Here is a 20,102-nt window from a genome sequence, read left to right on the forward strand (position 1 = left end):
TTGGAAATTAAAAATTCGTTAGTTAGTTGATGAGGTAAATTATATGAGAAGAAGCACACAATTTAATTGCCATATTACGCCAAGCTACTAAACTGAATGTATTATCAAAAACAAAGCCACGCAGATGAAGATAATACCTCTCATTCCTACCCACTTTTATTTGCCTTATTTTTTAGCCTTAAAAGACTTTGATATTAAGCACTTACATTTTCAAGACTATATAGACATGGTGATGGATAATGATCCTGAACTAGTCGATTTTAAAATATCCGCGGTGGTATTTAGGCACCTTTTCGAAATCATTGAGCGTAACCGTATTAAAGATTTTGGCATATATTCTGCGCAGAAGTATTCATTAAAGGCTTTTTCAAGTCAGCTCAAAGAACTTGAACAAAATAATAATGTTCTATTATCCAATTTATTTAAGTTCTGCTGTGAGTTTAATAAACAGGGTTACTTACCATCAGCATCATTAGAAAAAGCAAATAGTGGCGACATTTACTTTTGTCATAAACGGATGACTAAGTTTTCCATTGGCGAAAATATTGTTCAACAGCACAGCATCATATCTTTTATTTCTGTGATCCAATTTTTAATCGGCGATGAACAATGGCAACCAAAGGAGGTTCACTTACAAGGGCTGCAAGATGATGATGAGTTACAACATGCTCTACCGAATACTCAAATATATCGAGGCCGAGAGTGCAATCGAGTCGTAATAGAACGCAGCATGTTAGCAGAGTCACTCTCTGATAAATACTTTATAAAAAGGCGCCAATATAGTTACTCTCCCCCTGAAAATTTCTGTGACCAATTGATACAGCTACTGACGCCTTTTATTGGCCAAAAAATACCGAAAATTAACTATATAGCTAAAATATCGGGAATTTCAGCAAGAACGATCCAACGTATATTGCTTTTGGAAGGTAAAAGCTATCGGAAATTATTAACGTTGATGATGATGGATAAAGCTAAGGTAGAGCTTTGTAATTCTGATAAGAAAATACAGGAAATTAGTGCCCTGCTTGGTTATACCGATAAAGCCCATTTTACACGCGCTTTTAAAACTTCTTTTGGTATTACACCTAAAAGTTACCGACAACTAAATACTAAAAAAGCCTCAAAATAAGCAATACTTTGAGGCTTTAATTAAAGATAAATGTTTTTAATTATTTATCATCATCTGCTGAATCTTTTCAACGCCATAACTCTCTATTTGATCATCACGAAGACCTGCGCTTTCACCTTTTATGATTGGGCTCATGCGATGGTTTAATATCTCTTGAGAAAAATCATGGGTAAATAGGTAAAAGTTTTCATCTTCAATGGTTTTAATAATTTGTAGTGCGACTTCACTTCCGTCTAAACCACGGCCATCAAAACCTGCGGTAAAGTTTTCTTTAATCGTTGCCAGTGGATCACCATCGGCAACTTCAAAACCTTTTTGTGTGCCTAATAAACCTGTTTTTACAAAGCCCGGACAAGCAACTGAAATCTTAATATCAGTATTACCTAACATTTCCAGTTCAAGTTTAATTGATTCACTTATCGCTACCACGCCAAACTTACTGGCATGATATGGCCCAAAACAAGGCTCAACTACATGCCCTGCCAGTGACGCAGTATTCACAATGTGAGCTTTATTGCCCTGCTCCAAAATACGTGGCATAAACGCACGAACACCGTTAATTACACCTTTTAGGTTTATGTCGAGGTGAAAATCCCATTCGTTTTCATCACATTCCCAGGTAAATTTTGGCGCTGTAAATACACCGGCATTGTTAATAAGCACATCCACTTGTCCAAACTCACTAAACGCCGCATTGGCAACGGCATTTACTTGTTCAAACTTGCGCACATCAGCGGGTACGGCAATTACCTTGGTATTATTGCTTTCAAGTTCGTTTTTCACTTTGTCCAGCGCTTCTTGGTTAAGGTCTGTTATTACCAAATTAGCCCCGCGAGCGGCGAAACTATTTGCTAAACAAAGGCCAATGCCAGATGCAGCACCAGTGATCACGACAACTTTCTGTTTAAAATCTTTCATCTTATTTCTCTGTCCAGTGCAACAAACTAATTTTTACAAACGGTACGCTGTACCATGTTAACCATATCAAGAGCATCGAACACAGGTAAGCCAGTGGCTTGTCTAATAGCTTCTGAATACACTGGCATTTCAGTACATTCTAATAAGAACATTCCTAAATCTGGATATTCGTTTTTTAGGTTTACGGCGGTATTAACGATGGCCTGTTCAACGGCATTTTTATCATATGCATCGGTAGTCATTGTTAACCATACCTTGGTATCTTCAGGTTCTGCTTCATTCATCCCCCTAACCACAATAGGCATATCATCAGTTACGCCACATTCTTTTAGTAAAATGTTATCGCGTACTCTAAGCTGCTCCTCACTTACGGTTAGAATGCCTATTCGCTTTCCTTTAGCCATACTTTTATGTAAAAGCGGAGCAAACAGTACAGTGGAAGAATAAAATGGAATATCGAGTTCTGCGGCGATCAAGGATTGGATCGCACCAGTTAATCCACAGCCACCAACAATAGCTTTAACCCCATCTTCCTGTAATTGTTTCGCTGCATGAATCCAATTAGGTAAATTCCAACCACGCCATTCATCTCGACCATCGATGAATCCTTTTGGATCAACAGGATCATCAACGAAAGCAATTCTTACTGGGAAGTCATAACTTTTTGCGTAGGCAAAATGTTTTGGATAAGAGATACAGTTATACCAAGGGCGAAATACTAATAAACCAATATCTTCACCGAAGTCATAATTGCGCTTATCACTACCGGTCATTTCTGTAATAACAGGCTCTTTCTTCACCCTGTCTAAGGAAAGACGGCTACGTTTTTTAATATTATCAACAGGCATCATATCTACTTCTAATTAGAGTTTAATAAAGGATATACCCTTGATATATAAAAAGGTAGCTACTGAGTAAAACAGTACTAGTTTTGACATTTATTGTGCAATTAAAGACTAGAAATAGCATATTAAGTCATAAGAGAATTGAAGTTCTTCTTGTACTGTTAGTGGGGAATGAAACAGATGATAAACTTTAAGGCTCAATCAAGCTTATCGGAATTAGTTAACTTAGCTCCCTCTTTAGCCACAAACACCACTAGAATTTTTGCACTTTCTGAGTGACTCATATTCTTAGTTAAAGAGTGATTATCGCCAGGTAATTCCATCCAGGTATCACCAGCCTTATATTCAATAAGATCTTCTCCATTGAGTTGCGATCCAACAATACCTTCAAGCACATAAACAAAGACAAAGGCATCGTGCTGATGTTCACCTACTTCAATTCCTGGTTTTAACTCAACGGTAAGTGTGGTTAATTTATGCTCGGCTACATTAGGTAAAGCCGTCGACAATAACATTTGCCTTATTACAGTATGTTGATTGTCATCATCATTACCATGAGTCAATGCTGATAATGATATTAACAACATTACTGTCCAGAGGAAGTTCTTTAGTTTTAATAATTGCATCATCCACTCCTTTCTTAATAAGTAAATTCAAAGCGCTCAATTATTGACTGAGCGCTTTAACATGAACAATAAATGGTTATTAGCTTGCCATAGATACGCCGATACGGTTCCAAGCATTAATTATTGCAGCTAACATAATGAGCTGGGCAATTTCTTCTTCACTAAAAAACATACCAAGATTTGTGTAAGTTTCCTTGCTTAAACCTTCAACAGAAATATTTGTGATTTCATCAGTTGCGGCTAATACAGCTTGTTCTTTCTCATTAAATAGATCGGATGTTTTCCAGTTATCTAACGCGGCTATGCGCTCATTCGACTCACCCAATTTTGTAGCAGCGTCTTTGTGCATGCCAATACAAAATTGACAACCATTTATAATTGATGCACGAATGCGAACCATTTCTTGTAAATTTGCTTCGATGGTTGATTTTGCTATATAGCCTTCTAAACCAAACATTGCTTGATACGCTTGAGGTTGTACTTGTTGAATATTAACTCTGTTCATTATCGTTACCTTATCTCTTGTTGATATGAGGCTTAAAGCCTTTGCGATTTGATGGTGTAATTATATTTATTTTTAATTAATGAATAAACAGCTATAATCTCAAAACACTTTTGTAAAAACAGCATCAATGAGTAAGTATTGTTAAAAACACATGTTATAGATTTAGAAATATTTATTGCTGTAGTCGATTCAGCAAGCTTTACAAAAGCGGCTGACCATCTCGATATTGCTCCGTCTGTAGTAAGTCGCAGTATAAAAAAGCTTGAGCAACAATACAGTACAACCTTGCTGCATCGCACTACACGAAAAATTAGCATTACCCAAGAAGGCGAATGGCTATTCTCCAAAGCCAATGAAATTATTAAACAGATTAAAGATACTGAAGCATATTTACTGGCAGAAAAGACGACTCCCAAAGGCATCTTAAGAATTGATGCCGCTACCCCATTTGCAATCCATGCCCTAGCCCCGTTGATTGGCCAGTTTAATCAGTTATATCCTCAAGTGAACGTTGTTTTAGAAGCACATGAATCTAACATTAACCTGATTGAGCGAAAAGTTGATGTGGCAATACGAATTGGTGATTTAGAGGATTCCTCGTTGAAAGCCAAAAAACTTGGTAATACTTATCGAAAAATTTATGCGGCGCCAAGTTATATAAAGCAGTTAGGTCAGCCAAGTTGCGCAGAAGATTTAACAAATCATAAATGTTTAGGCTTTAGCAAACCCAATAAGTTAAACACCTGGCCAATAAAAGATAACAACAATGACCTAGTTGTTATTGAGCCGAGCATTTTTGCAGACAATGGCGAAACGTTAAAGCAGCTGGCAGTAAAAGGCGCCGGTATTGCCTGTATTTCAGCCTTTACAGCGGCGGATGATGTAAAAGAAGGCAAGTTAATTGCTCTACTAGAGCAACAACAAGAAACAGTAAACATTCCTGTTTATGCGGTTTATTATGCCGATAAAGCAATGAATAGTCGTGTAAGAGTATTTATCGATTATATAGCCGAGCATATCAATTTAGGCTAAACCAATCATTTCTCTATCTGTTTGCCTAAGCTTTTATAAAGAAAAGCTCTAATACTGATCTTCTAGCATTAATTTCAAAGATCAGTATTAAAGCGTTTTAAACATTTCAAGCGTTACATTTAAAACACGTAACGGGCACCTATCGCTAATACATCATTGTTAACGCCATTGGCATCTTCAAAAGATTGACCGTCAGCATACGTTGTATCATCGAACTTATACTCAGCGAAGACTTTGAAATTATCTGACCAGTAATAACCAACACCTGCAACATAATAAGCCATTTCGTAATCATTGCCCTGCTCATCTGCAGTAAGTTGGTTAACAGCAGCGAGTAATTCAATGTTGTTATCAAAACGGTATGTAACAACAGCCTCTAGGCCATTAGCATCGATTATTTCACCAGTATTGTCCATTTCATGGTTTTCAGTTTCTGAGGCAACAACCGCAGCATATAAACCATAATTACCAATGCTACCGTATGTTATATGAGCCGCGATCATAGTATCTTCTACGTCATCGACTAATGCAGGGTTTTCATTGGAAGTAACTTCGATATTTGCAACGTTATAACCAAGACCAATCTTTATATCCATTGGTAAACTATAAATGGCAGAAACTGCATAGCTATTATCATAGGTAATGCTAATGTCTTTTGGCACAAATGGAGTACCAGGAATACCAGCCTCAGGTAAAGAATTTAAAAACTCTTCTGATATATCAACTTCATTTTGTGTTGCTTGCATTTGCGCTGACACAAATAAGTTACCGAATGAGTTATTGTATTGCATCGCCTGCTCAGCACGACCAACACCTGTGTAACCACCATCGGTTCCACGGTTAAAACTACCCGCAGCTTCAGCACCAAAGGCATTTAACATATCGGTTGGTGCGGTAATATGATAAATAGTACCCCATTGTTTACCAAACGAGAATGAACCATAGGTATCGTGTTTAAAGCCAACATAACCTAAACGCGTTGAGATAGTGTCATCTGCCGCGCCCGGTGCCAATCTACCATCACCGCTGATTGTTAAGTTAGAATTGCTATTCACAGTATTTACAGCCCACTCAGCCTTTGCAAATGCACTCCAACCATCGTTAAGTTGGCGAGTAAATTCAAAGTTTACTCTAGAAGCACCATCTGACATTTCATCGAAACCATCACCAGAAACATACAAAATGTTAAAGAATCCACTAACATTAAGTGTGTTTTCTTTGTCTTTATAAATTTCTAATGCCGATGATGTGAAAGATGTTAAACCTAACGCTATGGCTGTAACGGCTACCGCTGTTGTATTTTGCATAAATGCCTCAATATATGGATTTAAGTATGTAACTCAAAAATTAATTGGCGCATTTATAGCAATACTAAGCTACTGAAAAAAGAGTAAAAAACAACTAAAAACAAGGTAATACAAAACAAAACACTTATTATTTTCTTTGACAAATTAACTGTGAAATTTGATAACTTTTTTAAAACTAATCCAAATTATTCTATGCTTAATCAGCCGTTAAAGCTGGATGTAAAAAGTATTCATTTGGCAATTTTCGCCTATATAAAGACAGATTTTCCCATTTATAAGACCAGTAATTAACGAGTTATTTTGTAAATATTAACGGTAATAAAAGAAGACATGGAAAAAAGATGTTCAAGATCACTTACTATATAAAGAAAAAAGCAAACATCAGCAGCGAAGAGTTTAAAAACTATTGGTTGGGGGAACATGCAGCCTTGCAAAAAGCTTACTTGGAGAAAATTGGCGTACGTCGTTATCAAAAATGTGAAATTTTACCTGAGCACCCTGTGGGGCTTGCCAGTGTTGAAGCATACCAAACAGGTCCGATTCATTATGACTTTGTTGATCACTTACACTTTAACGATATTGAAACCTTAAAATCAGGTAGCGAACTTGCTGACGTTAAAGAAGCGATGCAAGCATTATTTGAATCAGAAAACCAGTACGTTGATGTTGCTCAGTCAAATGTAAGTATGACTCACGACATTGCTCAATTTTATACCCACGATGCCGAAGAAGTTCACGCAAAACCTGGCTCTGAATACGTGCATATTCATTATGTTGTTCGTAAATATTCGCACCTTTCACGCCAAGGTGCACAGTTGCATTGGAATGCTTGTCACGGCGCAGTATCAAGACAAGATATTAAATATTCAGTGCAAAAGAAATACGTACAAGCACACGTTATCGACTCTACCTTTGTTGACTACATTAGTAACCTTAGAGGTTATGAAGTATGTGACGACTTAATTGGTCACGCTGAAGGTTGGATATCAACACAGCAAGCAGCCCCCGATTTCCCAGAGGATGAATGTGCCGAAGTTGTATCTATGTCTATGGATGATATTGATTTATTTGCAGACAAAAAACGTGGCCGCTTATTCGTAACCCAAGATCACTACATTATCGATAAACAAATTATCGTTCGCCCAATGCCAGCATTCTTTGGCGCAGTTTATTAAGTTTTGACTTTAACCTTATTCCACTATTAAGACATGGCCTCGCATTAGCGAGGCTTTTTTTATTTTTCTGTAAAACCATACTAACTACCACTACAATTGGTACTACCAATTTAATTTATAGTTTACACTACACTGAAAACTCATATATAAACAACAACTTGCAAACTCGACAGCTGTAATCAACTGTAAGTTCTTAAAGAATTTAGTTAAGGTCAATCATGGCAAATAAATCAATAAAACCTCAACTGGCGAAATCTGCAATTATTGCTAAAAAGATTGAAACCATGATCATTGACGGATCTTTATCTGAAGGACAAAAATTACCTTCCGAGCGGGCTCTAAGCACAACTTTGAAAGTATCACGCAACTGTTTACGTGAAGCGATTAAAGAGTTAAATGCTCGTGGCGTTTTAGAAACTAAACGTGGCAGTGGCACCCATGTAGCTTTGTTTAAAGATATACAGCCCAGTCGTTCGCTGATTGATTTATTAAATAACGATAAAAAGACGTTGACGGATATGTTTTATGTTCGACGCTTATTGGAAAGTGAAGCAACCAAGTTGGCAACAATAAATGCGACTGAACAAGATAAAGACAAAATTAGCGAAGCTTTTCAGCAACTTGTTAATGTGGAGCATTCAGACGATGGCGCAGCTGTTGCCGAAAAAGATATTGCCTTTCATCGCAGTATTTATTTGGCAGCAAATAACCAGGTGTTACTGCTCGCACTCAACAGTATTCGCGATTTGATGATGAATTTCATGTATATGCTAGGCGATAAAGTTTATCCATTTGCACAAAATCATCGCGACTTAATCGCCCAGCATCAACGTATTTATGACGCCATAATCAAAGGTGATGCACAAAAGGCACAAGATGCGGCCATCGCTCATATTGATGCGGTAAAACAATATATAAAATTAAAATAACAACTACCCTGCTTTTAGGGAATATAAAACACTTTGGGGAAATAATCATGAGCTCATTGAACCGTTGCTTCAATATTGGTGATTTAAAGAAAAAGGCGAAAAAAAGATTACCAGCAACCATGTATCACTATATGGCCGGTGGAGCCGATGACGAATGGAGTTTAAGGCGTAACAGTAGTGCCTTTGATGATTATCAACTGATGCCTAATCAGTTAAATGATGTATCTAAAGTAGACATTTCAACGAAGGTACTCGGTTGTGATTTAAGCATGCCATTTTTCTTATCGCCCACCGGTATGAGCCGTTTGTTCCATCACGAAAAAGAATTTGCTGTGGCAAAAGCAGCTGAAAAAATGGGCACACTTTATAGCCTATCAACTATGGCGACTACCAGTATAGAAGATATTGGCGCGACAATTGATTCAGATAAAATGTTTCAAATCTACATTTTTAAAAACCGAGAACTAACTAAAGAATACGTAAAACGCGCGAAAGCTTCAGGTTATAAAGCGCTTTGTTTGACTGTAGATACTGCGATTGCAGGCAATCGTGAACGTGATCATTATTACGGCATGGGGATACCACCGAAATTAACCCTGAAAAGTATGCTTAGTTATATGACTCACTGGCAGTGGGCGTTTAACTTATTACGTAATAGTGACTTTAAACTTGCCAATGTATCTCATTGGGATACCAGTTTATCAAAAGGCACCATGGGGTTAATTCAATACGTAAACTCCCAATTTGATGCATCCGTTACTTGGGACGACGTTGCTTGGTTAGTCGAACAATGGGATGGACCTTTTGTCCTTAAAGGCTCACAATCAGTACTGGATGCAAAAAAAGCTGTAGAGGCAGGTTGTAGTGCTATGATGGTGTCAAACCATGGTGGGCGTCAACTCGACTTTGCTCCTGCGCCAATTGATTGTATCGCACCAATACGCGATGCGATTGGCGATTCACTTGAGTTGATTGTGGATGGCGGTGTCCGTAGGGGCTCAGATATTGTTAAAGCACTCGCGCTTGGCGCTAATGCTTGCTCAATTGGCAGGCCATACCTTTACGGTTTGGCAGCTGGTGGTCAACAAGGCGTAGAAAAGGTCATCAGCATACTTAGCAATGAAGTTAAACGCACTACAGCTTTGCTTGGCTGTAAATCAATAAGTGAAATTAATAAAGATCATTTAATTATTAATAATCAAATTAAATAACAGTATTTATAACTAATAACAAAAAAGAGAAGTATTGTGGAAATCCTAGTGTTAATTCTTTCCTTGGCCTTATTAATATGGCTAACCATGCGTGGTGCTAACTTAATCGTCGTTGCACCATTTTGTGCGCTTATATTGGCTCATTTTAGTGGCTTTGATATTGGCACGGTCGAAGAGCATGGCTTTACCTTTATCTACATGAAAGGCTTTACCAGCTTTTTCGCTTCCTGGTTTTTAGTGTTTTTGCTTGGCAGCATTTTTGGCAAGTTAATGGAAGACTGTGGCGCGGCTGAGAAAGTATCACACTACATTATGACCCATGTTGGTAGTGAGCGTGCTGCCGTTGCTGTTGTACTTGCCTGTGCGGTGTTAACCTATGGTGGAGTCAGTGTCTTTGTCGTGGCATTCACGTCCTACCCTATTGCGTTGAGTTTATTTAGAGAAGCAAATTTACCACGCCGATTTATTCCTGGTTGTTTAGCCTTTGGCTCAGCCACCTTTACCATGACTTCAGCAGGTTCACCTGAGATCCAAAATTGGATCCCAATCAAGTATTTGCATACCTCGCCTTGGGCGGGTTGGGAAGTGAGTATTCCCGTTGCCATTTTTATGGCATTTGCCGGTTTTATTTGGCTAAACAAAATGATCAGTACTGCCGTTGCTAATGGTGAAGTATTTGAACATCGAGATAATGATCCTCACCCAGATGAGCGAAATTTACCGTCGCTATTGCCTTCTTTATTACCACTGTTCTCTATTGTATTGATAAGCTTTCTTGCTCATGATGTTCTACGTCAAAATGCACTAGTGTTAGCACTGTTAATTGGTTGTATATTGACCTACCTGTTAAATATGAGCCACTTTCAAAATACCGAAAAAGCGTTGCATGAAGGTGCATATAGCGCATTAATCGCTACCGGTAATACCTGTGCCGTTGTTGGTTTTGGCGCCGTGGCAAAAATGACTCCTGGCTTTGATATAGCCATGGACTTTGTGATGAATTTACCAGGCAGTGGTTTAGTCAGTGCTTCGGTAGCCATCATTATCATCGCGGGTATTACTGGCTCGGCATCAGGAGGCCAATCTATTGCATTACCAGAGCTAGCGCCACATTATTTGAACTCGGGAGTCGACGCTGGTGAATTACATCGCGTTGTTGCCATTAGCTCTGGCGCTTTAGATTCTCTACCGCACAATGGTTATGTAGTGACTACCGTTAGAGCAATATGTGGCGAAAGCCATGCGTCTGCGTATGCTCCTATATTTGCATTAACGGTAATATTGCCAATAATTGGTACTGTTATGGCGGTTACATTGTTTTCAATATTCTAATGAACTTAATCTAAACAGCACTTGTTAGCACTATTTATTTAAAAACGGCACTATTTATTTAATAACGGCACTAAGCGTCATTTATTGCCGTACAAATGGCTATATTGACCAGTAAACGAGTAGTTAACACCAGAATAATTGCCGAAGTTAACACATTCTATACCGATAGATATTTATGATAAAGATAAGGAATAGCATGAGTACACTAACCAATTTTTCTGGCAAAGTTGCCATAGTAACAGGTGCCGCCCAAGGTATTGGCGCGGCAGCGGTTAAAGCCTTTGCAGAAGTTGGCGTAGATCTGGTGATCACCGATATTTCAGACTCAGTCAAGAACCTAGCTAAACAAATAAGCACCGAATACAAGGTAAATGTGGAAGCACTTGTTGCTGATATTTCCAAGCCTGAAACTGCGATCGAATTATCGAATATTGCGTTAGATAAATTTGGTCGATTAGACTTTGCCTTTAACAACGCGGGTATTGGCGGCAAACCTGCTCATGTTAAAGATTTAGACAATGAACAATGGTTGAATGTTATTAACATTAACTTAAACTCAGTGTTTTACTGCATTAAAGCACAAGTACCTTTAATGACTAAAAGCGGTGGCGGTGTAATCATCAATAACTCGTCAGTATGTGGTCTACGCCCTATTGACGGTTCAAGCATTGAATATACAGCCGCTAAACATGCCGTTGTTGGTTTAACCAAGCAAGTGGCAGTAAACCACGGCGCAGAGGGTATTCGCTGTAACGCTATTTGTCCTGGCTTTATCACAACACCGTTAACTGAAGATCAAGACACCGACTGGTTTTTAGCTCGTATTCCACAAAAACGCTTAGGCACAGCCGATGACATTGGCAAAATGGTCCGTTCTCTTTGTTCCGATGATTCAAGTTACGTGAATGGTGTAGCCTTACAAGTTGATGGTGGTTACCTGCAAACTTAACCTTTTCATTAAGCTGTTTAATTCCATAACATTCAACTTTTACAAAAAGACGGTCTTATTTAATAAGACCGTCTTTTTTTGTGTTATTTACGGCAACTTCAGCATTTAGGCTATTGTATATAGCAGTCCAACACTATAGTTTGAGCACAGATAAGTAACATCGAGTTGCATATTGTTAATAAAAGAAAACATAGTCAGGTTAGCCGTTAATGAATGAAAAAAATTATAATGTAATGTCCATCACCCGTATTTCAGGTGCATTTATGGCCTATTTAATAGGTTCAGGATTCGCCACAGGTCAAGAAGGACTGCAGTTTTTTGTTAGCTTTGGGTTTAACGGTTTACTCGGCTGCCTTATTAGTTTGACGATATTAATTTATGCCTGTAATACGCTATTAAATGTTGGGTACAAGCACAACATTCGCAAAAACGAAGATGTTTTTGTTTATTTCTGCGGCAAATATATTGGTAAATTTTTAACTTGGTATACCATGACATTCATCGTCGCCGTTTATGCCATTATGCTTTCTGGCACGGGAGCAACCTTGCAGCAATATTATGGCGTTCCCGGTTATGTAGGCGCTATTCTTATGGCCGTTTTATCAGGTGGTACTTTACTGCTTGGTCTTCGTAAGATAGTTAATATAATAGCAATGATAGGTCCTGTCATCGTTCTATTTACGGTAGTTATTTCAATATTAACCATCGTTGAAAACCCCACGGCAATAGTAAACGGCGCAGAAAAATCAGTTGAATTGGATATGTTAAAAGCCTCGCCAAACTGGGTTTTATCCGCTCTACTTTATGCTGGCTTAATGATCCCGGGTCTTGCAAGTTTCCTACCCGCAATAGGTGCCAATTCGAAACGCAGCAAAGACATTAAATATTCATCGTTATTTGGTCCAATATTATTTATTGGCTCACTATTTTTACTAGCGTTAGCCCTTATGACTCAAATTGAACTGGTTAACGGTACGCAAATTCCGGTGATGGCGCTCGCCAACAGTGTGTTACCAATTTACGCGTCTATTTTTGCGATTATTATCTTCTTCGGTATATTTACCACTGCAACACCACTGTTATGGACCGTATGCTCTCGCTTTGCAGAAGATAAAACCCCTAAATATAATGCGTTAGTCGTTGGCCTGGTGTTATTAGGTTTGCTCGGTGGTACCTTGTTGCCATTTGCACAACTGGTTAACTGGATTTACCCAAGTGTGGGTTATGCAGGTTTATTGTTTCTGGTATGTGCAATCTTTAAAGATATCCGAGTATACAAAGCAAACAAGTAATTAATCTTGTTCGGTAATAGCTATTGCTGAATTTTTTGCAAATACCATAAAGACGAAAAATGTTAGCAATGTAGTACTCGATAGTACATAGAATAAACCATTATACGAGTTTGTTTGATCGAGTATTTTTCCGACTAAAGTGATAATAAAAATACTTGCTAATGAGGCAACTCCAGCAACAAAACCATAAATAACATCAGCGTGTTTAGGAAACAATTCAGCGGCCAGTGGCACATAACCGGTAATACAAATACCAAGTCCGCTAAAAACCACCACGATTAACGCAATTGCCAAAGTAAGAGATGGCGTTAATGTTAATAAGTAAAACCCAGTGAAAATTAACAACATGCCGGTGCACGTCACCAACTTTCGAATAATAAGGCTCGCCATTCCTGAATGTAATAACCTATCGGCTACCAGACCAGTAACAGGAGCAATAACAGAGAGAACCAACCAAGGTAAAATAGAATACAAACCTGCCGTTGAAATTGATAAATCAAATGTATCTACAAAATAACTTGGTAACCAACTGGCTAACGCAAATGCTATAGTCCCCATCACCATGCCAATCAGGTATAAAACCAAAACAGAGGGATGAAAAAGTAATGCCTTAAAGGGTATGCTGCGTTTTTTATTTTCAGATTCAATTGACGAAACATCTTGCTGAATTTTTTGCTGCTTGTTCGGCACTAATTTAAACCAAAAATACGCCCAAATTAAGCCTAGAACACCAAAGATATAAAATACGGACTGCCAACCAAACCACATAATTAATGTGCCGGTGATCAATAATGAGAACACACTGCCGAATGCGGTAGACATATTCATTAAACCATAAGATCTTGATAGTTCGTCTTTTTTCATCCAATCATTTAGTAAACGGTAGGAACATGGAAATGCGGCGCCCTCCCCTAGTCCAAGTAAAATACGGGCTACAATCAATGCCGAAAAAGAAATACTCGCCGCTAACGGCGTGATCAGCGTAAACAATGACCAAAGCATAACGGCAATAGAAAATATTAAATAGGCGCCGAACCGGTTAGATAATAAACCACCAACAATCTGCATGACTAAATAGCCAATAAAAAAGCTTGATAACACGAAGCCTTTTTCAGTATCGGTCCAATTAAATACTTGCTGCATTTCAATGGCTGCTACCGACACCATGACCCTATCGATGTAACAAATGAACAGTGCGATCAGCACTAAAGACAACACAGAATAGCGTTTATGCCACTGCTTGCTTTGAAAAAAAATTCTTAACAACCTATATACCTTAATCGTTCTATAAATAAGAAAGTTCAATTAATAGAATAGCTTATATTTTTGAAATAAAAGGAAAGATGAAAAAAAAGGTCAGTTCCCTTTACACCAAAGTTGGCATAAAGGGAACTGACCCCTTTTAGAAGGTATAAGTTAAGTTATTTACTTAACACAGTTAATGCTAGTGCTGCTACATCGGTGCCTATAAAGCCACCACCGTTTTCAGCCAGTGCCAATTTTGCTCCTTTAACTTGCCTATCGCCTGCTTCACCACGCAGCTGCCAAACAAGTTCGGTAATTTGTGATGTACCGGTAGCGCCAATTGGGTGGCCTTTACGCATTAAGCCACCAGAAGTATTCACTGGGATCTTGCCGCCAAGCTTGGTATGACCTTCTTCAATTAGCTTACCACCTTCGCCTTGTGGACAAAGACCTAGGTATTCGTAATACATAATTTCAGAAATAGCTGAGGCATCATGCAGTTCAACAACATCTAAGTCAGTTGGTGAAATACCGGTAGTGTTATAGATTTTTTCAGCGCCTACTTTAGGGCATTCCAAACCTGAATCAGCAGCGTAATCGTAACCACTTGAAAGCTCTGATGCTTCTACTTTCACCATTCGGCTCATGCCTAGTTCTTTGGCTTTCTTCTCACTCACAATAATGGTTGCAGAGGCACCATCACCTATTGGTGAGCACATTGGCAGTGTTAATGGGTAAACCACTTCGCGAGAATTTAATACATCGTCAACGGTGATCACATTTCGATATTGTGCATATGGGTTCATGCTGCCGTGATAAGAGTTTTTCGCTGACACCGCCGCAAGTTGTTCACGAGTAGTACCATATTTTTGCATATGATCCAGCGCCCAAGAAACATAGATATCAATAAATACACTGCGGTTAGTGCCTGCACCTTCATCAACAGGCATGCCTAAAGCCTTCAGCTTTTCACCGACTTGGGCAAGCATCTCATCGTTTTTCTCAATATCAATACCGCCAGAGAATACGCCAAAGGTTTTCAATTTATCTTTATGGAATAACTTTTCAACACCAAAAGCTAAAACGATATCGTAAGCGCCCATTGTTACCATAGAGCAAGCTTGTTGAAAGGCTGTAGCAGAGGATGCACAAGCATTTTCAATGTTTATAACCGGAATTTTTCCTATGCCCATATCGCGCAAAATTACTTGCCCCGGCACACAGGTTTGGCCTTGTAATACACCAGCACCAACATTGCCACAATAGGCTGCGTTAAGCTCTTCTTTACTTATACCTGCATCTTCTAACGCGATATTTATTGCTTCGCTGGCAAGTGACTTTAACGAACGATCCAGATGCTTACCGAACTTAGTCATGCCAACACCGGCTATATATGCATTTTGTTTCATGTTTATTCCTAATTAACGGCGCGGTCTTTACCTGACCAGTACGTCTTACGAAGTTCTGCTTTCATCACTTTGCCATTTGGTGAACGTGGTAAATCATCAATAAAGTCAACTGTTTTAGGGGCTTTAACAGAGCCTAGTTTTGCTTTAACAGCTGCAATAACGTCTTCATCTGTTGTTGTTTGGCCAGGCTTTAATTGCACAACAGCTTTTACTGATTCACCCCATTTTTCATCAGGAACACCAATTACTGAACATTCTTGTACAGCTGGATTTTCAGAGATCACTTGCTCAACTTCGTTCGGGTAAACGTTAAAGCCACCGGTAATAATTAAATCTTTGCTTCTATCTACAATTTTAATGTAGCCATCGTCGCTCATTACACCAACATCACCAGTCCATAACCAACCGTTTTTATGGGCTTCACTAGTCGCTTCTGGGTTATCTAAATAACCTAATGTGACTAAACGACCTTTGACACAAATTTCACCTGCTTCACCACGAGGTACTTCTAAGCCGTCTTCACCTAAAATTTTAACCATATTAAGACCAGCAGGACGACCAATACCCGCTAAACGGTCTTCGTTGATATTGCCATCTTTGTCCATGTAATCCCATGGCGCTTTTAATGTGATTGCTGCTGGAGCTTCAGTTTGACCATAAGCTTCGGTCATACAAGGACCGAAAACCTTACAAGCTTCTTTTAATTTTTCAACCGACGTAGGTGCAGCACCTACAACAAAGTGTTGCAAGGAAGAGTAGTCATAATTCGAAATTTCTTCGTGCGCCAACATCATATACATAACGGTTGGTGGTAAAAATAAGTGAGTGACTTTATGCTCGCTGATGTCTTGCATAATTGATAATGGGTCAACATGCTTAGTGATTACGTTTGTACCACCGCGCATAAAATGTAAGCACCCCATAATACCTGCAGAGTGTGTCATAGGCGCAACAACTAAGTGCACACTATTTTCTTCAAACTTAAAGTGGGTAAACCAGTTAATCGCAAACGTTTCAAGCGCTTCATGATTCATCAGCACACCTTTCGACTTACCCGTTGTACCGCCTGTTGGGAAAATGGCAGCAAGCTCATTATCAACCTGCTCACCAATTTGGTGAAAATCACTATGACCCGCACAAAAATCGGCAAGAGAAACACCTGTTTCCCCGTCACCAGTAATACACACAAACGCCTTAATACTAGGTACTTGTTCTGCAATCGCTTTAACTTCTGCGTTAAAGCATGCATCGTAAAACATGATGTCCATGTTAAAACGATCTGATAAATCTACATTAACTTCTACGCTATTACGTGGGTTAATCGGTAACCAAATTCCTTCGGCGCGCATAAGGCCCAATAGAGATAGCCATGCATCATTTGAATTGGGGGCATAAACACCTATGTGTGCCCCTTTGGCAAAACCGTTACCGTGAATAGCCGCAGCTATTTTGTGGATATCTTTATCCGCTTCGCCATAGGTGTACTTACTTGTGTTATCTACAAACGCTTGATTGTCTGCGTGATAGGCAACGCCTTGATCCCAAAAATCGATAATACGCATGAATACGTCCTTTTTGTTTATATTATTTACTATTTTCTAATTAATTGTTGTTTTTCAACGACTAATGACAAAATACTAATTTGCTGTGGTTAATAAAAATAAGGCGCCAAAACAGGCGCCAAATCATTTTATAAACTGTTGTTAAATATCAGTGATGGTTAACTTAGCAGGCACAAAATTCTTTAATTGAGCCAGTAAGTAGTTGTGACCTACGGCTTCACACGCTGATGCAAAACCTGGCTTTTGTGTGCCACCTTTAGCTAGCATTGCAGCTGTAGCGGCTTGGAATAAACCAGTCATAGTGTATGGTGTCGTTGACTGAAGAACAGCACGAAGACCGCCTGCGCTACCAATACCAACAGCCATATCAACTGAACGGTTTTCTAATGGGTTTTCACGAGGAGGCAGGAAGTATTCAACACTTTCTACACGTGCATCAATGGCTGCTTGACGTTCTTCTTCCGTTGCAAGTGTTCTAACGTTTGCTTCGAAGTCTTTTTGCATTTCAATGGCCATTTCCATCGTTGCACGATCAGCATTACCAGAGTATTGCTTACAGGTGTGAACTGTTGGGTGATCTTTGAAAACTGTTGGTAAGAAACCGCCACCCCATGGGTGAACAAGCTGAGTTGTGATCCAACCAGGTACGTTAACCTCATAACCACGCCCTGCTGGCCAGTTTACCATTTCGTTGTCTTTCAAGTATTGAGCATCATGGCTGAATAAGCTAAAGATAGACTGAACAGATGCGTGTGTTGGTAAGAAGTTACCCGCAGTTGCCACTTCTAAGTTATCAATCGTTGGATCTTGATCCATAATTGTACGAGCACAGATTTCTGCAGGAACGTACATATAAGCAGTATATGGACACATTGATATGCCCTTTTCTTTAAACGCTTGTGAGTATTTCTCAATCATCTTATTTGCATAAGCTGGTTCACCGGTAGTGTCAATGTAATGACAACCAGTATTAAGCGCTGCTCGAACAACTGGCTCACCGTAACGCTCAAATGGGCCTACAACGTTACATACAACCTTGCGACCTTCTAATAACTCAGTTAATGATTCTTCAGTGTTATCAACTTGAACTACATCATAGTCGGCAGTTTCAATACCAGGTACGCTTTTCATTACTTCTTCAAGTTTTGCAGCGTTACGACCTGCTGCTGTAAATGGGATTTTGTAATGACGTAAAAATTCACATACTAAACGACCTGTGTAACCACTTGCGCCGTATACTACTACTGGTTTCTTTGAACTCATGTTCACTCCTGTTGTGCTTGTGACAAGCATTTATGTTTATGAACAAAACTGCTGTTATTTTAATTTTGTGGCAGCTTTATTAAATATTTAATCGCTAGCCATAATCCCAAACTATGTAAAATTTAACTGGTCATTAAAATCGAAAGTAAAGTCAAAATTTAGAAATAAACTAAATCTTCATCATATAGCTGTAACTTGCTTACAAATTTTTCAGAAATAGAGAAGCTAAATTCAAGTTTTACCAACAAACGTTTTCACTTACTTTAAATACAGGTATAATTTTTAACTCCTTTATGTATTAGCAATGAAACATTATCTAGAGATCTGAATGAATAACGACTCTCCCAGCAGTTACTATGGAAACATCAGCGCCATTACCCAAGCACTAAGAGCGAATGGTGTAGATGTAGATTCGTTGTATGAGCAATCTGGAATTAATATTGCTGATTATAAAGATGGTTCAAAACGTATCCCAAATAAGTTAATTGAGCGTTTTGTTGAATTAGCGATCATCGAAACAAGCCCTACGTTAAGCTTTGATAGTGTTAATCAACTTAGCCCTGCTAGCTATCATGCCCTTGGTGTTGGATTACTTTATAGTGAAAATTTGCGTTCGTTCTGTAAACGCTACGAGCGCTACTTTACGCTTATCTCTACCATGCTAAAAATTCGCTATGTAGAAACTGAGCACGAAGCAAAGCTTGAATCAGTAGAAAATGCCGACATTTGTCCTTTGGTTACTAATTTTGATTCTGACTGTTTTGTTGCCAGTACGCTGAAGTTTTTACGTATGACTATAGGGCCTCAATACTTCCCTAAGAAAGTCTCGTTAATTTGGACTCCTCCTGTTGAAATTCAACAACAATACTTTGATTTATTCGGACCGAACATCGAGTTTTCTGCAGATAAAACTGAGATTTATTTTGACGTAAATGATTTAGATGAAGAGCTGTTTAGCGCAAATATTGAATTAGCGAGAGAAAGCGATAAAACCGTTACTAACTTCTTAGAAAAAACCGCAACGATAGACATTGAGTCAAGGGTATACGCTAAAATAATTGAGTTTTTGCCGTCAGGTGATTGCTCTAGAGAACGCGTAGCTGAGTCTTTAAAAATGTCTCCGGGAACATTACATAAAAAGCTCAAAGCGATTAACACCAGTTATAAAGAGCTGTTAGATACGATTTGTAAAGAGCTTGCCGAGCAATACATTGGTACTGATGGCCTAACTATTGGTGAGGCTGCCTATCTGCTAGGAGTGTCAGATTGCAGTAACTTTTCTCGTTCATTTAAACGTTGGGTGGGTATGTCACCAAGTGAATATCGAGAATCTAAAGTTAACGATTAAGTACTCGATTGTATGTAATCGAAGT

18 protein-coding genes are annotated in these 20,102 nt (G+C 38.8%); 9 read left to right on the forward strand and 9 right to left on the reverse strand.

Going from position 1 to position 20,102, the window contains the following annotated elements; translation table 11 throughout:
* Positions 1 to 124: 124 nt before the first annotated feature.
* Positions 125 to 1,129 (forward strand): helix-turn-helix domain-containing protein, encoded by a 1,005-nt coding sequence (locus RI845_RS10630; protein ID WP_348386149.1) that lies wholly within the window; start codon positions 125 to 127, stop codon positions 1,127 to 1,129.
* 36 nt (positions 1,130 to 1,165) lie between these two features.
* On the opposite strand, the gene RI845_RS10635 is transcribed toward RI845_RS10630, so the two are convergent.
* The 4 genes from RI845_RS10635 to RI845_RS10650 all read right to left on the reverse strand — a co-directional run bounded on the left by RI845_RS10635 (position 1,166) and on the right by RI845_RS10650 (position 4,023).
* Positions 1,166 to 2,047 carry an SDR family NAD(P)-dependent oxidoreductase gene (locus tag RI845_RS10635; RefSeq protein WP_348386150.1) on the reverse strand — a complete coding sequence of 294 codons (882 nt, stop codon included), beginning with the start codon at positions 2,045 to 2,047 and terminating at the stop codon, positions 1,166 to 1,168.
* Between the two features lie 26 nt (positions 2,048 to 2,073).
* On the reverse strand, positions 2,074 to 2,898 hold the full coding sequence (locus RI845_RS10640) for an aspartate/glutamate racemase family protein (RefSeq protein WP_348386151.1): 825 nt from the start codon (positions 2,896 to 2,898) through the stop codon (positions 2,074 to 2,076).
* A 191-nt stretch (positions 2,899 to 3,089) separates the two neighbouring features.
* A complete protein-coding gene (locus RI845_RS10645) occupies positions 3,090 to 3,521 on the reverse strand; it encodes a cupin domain-containing protein (RefSeq protein ID WP_348386152.1) in 432 nt (143 codons plus the stop codon).
* 76 nt (positions 3,522 to 3,597) lie between these two features.
* Positions 3,598 to 4,023 carry a carboxymuconolactone decarboxylase family protein gene (locus RI845_RS10650; RefSeq protein WP_348386153.1) on the reverse strand — a complete coding sequence of 142 codons (426 nt, stop codon included), beginning with the start codon at positions 4,021 to 4,023 and terminating at the stop codon, positions 3,598 to 3,600.
* A gap of 138 nt (positions 4,024 to 4,161) precedes the next feature.
* On the opposite strand from RI845_RS10650, the gene RI845_RS10655 reads away from it, so the two are divergent.
* Complete coding sequence (locus RI845_RS10655) at positions 4,162 to 5,055, forward strand: LysR family transcriptional regulator (protein ID WP_348386154.1); 894 nt, start codon at positions 4,162 to 4,164, stop codon at positions 5,053 to 5,055.
* A 119-nt stretch (positions 5,056 to 5,174) separates the two neighbouring features.
* On the opposite strand, the gene RI845_RS10660 is transcribed toward RI845_RS10655, so the two are convergent.
* Positions 5,175 to 6,362, reverse strand: coding sequence for a porin (locus RI845_RS10660; RefSeq protein ID WP_348386155.1), 1,188 nt, complete (start codon positions 6,360 to 6,362; stop codon positions 5,175 to 5,177).
* 341 nt (positions 6,363 to 6,703) lie between these two features.
* On the opposite strand from RI845_RS10660, the gene RI845_RS10665 reads away from it, so the two are divergent.
* From RI845_RS10665 to RI845_RS10690, 6 genes are all read left to right on the forward strand, one after another.
* Positions 6,704 to 7,537, forward strand: coding sequence for an EthD domain-containing protein (locus tag RI845_RS10665; RefSeq protein ID WP_348386156.1), 834 nt, complete (start codon positions 6,704 to 6,706; stop codon positions 7,535 to 7,537).
* Positions 7,538 to 7,755: 218 nt separating this feature from the next.
* On the forward strand, positions 7,756 to 8,466 hold the full coding sequence (locus RI845_RS10670) for a FadR/GntR family transcriptional regulator (RefSeq protein ID WP_348386157.1): 711 nt from the start codon (positions 7,756 to 7,758) through the stop codon (positions 8,464 to 8,466).
* 47 nt (positions 8,467 to 8,513) lie between these two features.
* Complete coding sequence (locus RI845_RS10675; protein WP_348386158.1) at positions 8,514 to 9,677, forward strand: alpha-hydroxy acid oxidase; 1,164 nt, start codon at positions 8,514 to 8,516, stop codon at positions 9,675 to 9,677.
* 33 nt (positions 9,678 to 9,710) lie between these two features.
* Positions 9,711 to 11,009: a GntP family permease gene (locus RI845_RS10680; RefSeq protein ID WP_348389534.1), complete on the forward strand. Its 1,299-nt coding sequence runs from the start codon at positions 9,711 to 9,713 to the stop codon at positions 11,007 to 11,009.
* 196 nt (positions 11,010 to 11,205) lie between these two features.
* The gene (locus RI845_RS10685; protein ID WP_348386159.1) at positions 11,206 to 11,958 is read left to right on the forward strand and encodes an SDR family NAD(P)-dependent oxidoreductase; all 753 of its coding nucleotides are present in this window, start codon (positions 11,206 to 11,208) and stop codon (positions 11,956 to 11,958) included.
* Positions 11,959 to 12,167: 209 nt separating this feature from the next.
* Complete coding sequence (locus tag RI845_RS10690) at positions 12,168 to 13,250, forward strand: YkvI family membrane protein (protein WP_348386160.1); 1,083 nt, start codon at positions 12,168 to 12,170, stop codon at positions 13,248 to 13,250.
* Here the strand turns inward: RI845_RS10690 and RI845_RS10695 are convergent, their stop codons facing one another.
* From RI845_RS10695 to RI845_RS10710, 4 genes are all read right to left on the reverse strand, one after another.
* Entirely contained in the window at positions 13,251 to 14,516 is a 1,266-nt protein-coding gene (locus RI845_RS10695; RefSeq protein WP_348386161.1) for an MFS transporter, read from the reverse strand.
* A 155-nt stretch (positions 14,517 to 14,671) separates the two neighbouring features.
* Positions 14,672 to 15,904, reverse strand: coding sequence for a thiolase family protein (locus tag RI845_RS10700; RefSeq protein ID WP_348386162.1), 1,233 nt, complete (start codon positions 15,902 to 15,904; stop codon positions 14,672 to 14,674).
* A gap of 8 nt (positions 15,905 to 15,912) precedes the next feature.
* Positions 15,913 to 17,466, reverse strand: coding sequence for a class I adenylate-forming enzyme family protein (locus tag RI845_RS10705; protein WP_348386163.1), 1,554 nt, complete (start codon positions 17,464 to 17,466; stop codon positions 15,913 to 15,915).
* 141 nt (positions 17,467 to 17,607) lie between these two features.
* Positions 17,608 to 18,729, reverse strand: a complete 1,122-nt coding sequence (locus RI845_RS10710) for a saccharopine dehydrogenase family protein (protein ID WP_348386164.1) — start codon at positions 18,727 to 18,729, stop codon at positions 17,608 to 17,610.
* A 328-nt stretch (positions 18,730 to 19,057) separates the two neighbouring features.
* Here RI845_RS10710 and RI845_RS10715 point away from each other — a divergent pair, with 328 nt between their 5' ends.
* Positions 19,058 to 20,077 (forward strand): AraC family transcriptional regulator, encoded by a 1,020-nt coding sequence (locus tag RI845_RS10715; protein ID WP_348386165.1) that lies wholly within the window; start codon positions 19,058 to 19,060, stop codon positions 20,075 to 20,077.
* The last annotated feature ends 25 nt before the right edge of the window (positions 20,078 to 20,102 follow it).

The sequence above is a fragment of the Thalassotalea nanhaiensis genome (assembly GCF_031583575.1).
GTDB lineage: Bacteria > Pseudomonadota > Gammaproteobacteria > Enterobacterales > Alteromonadaceae > Thalassotalea_A > Thalassotalea_A nanhaiensis.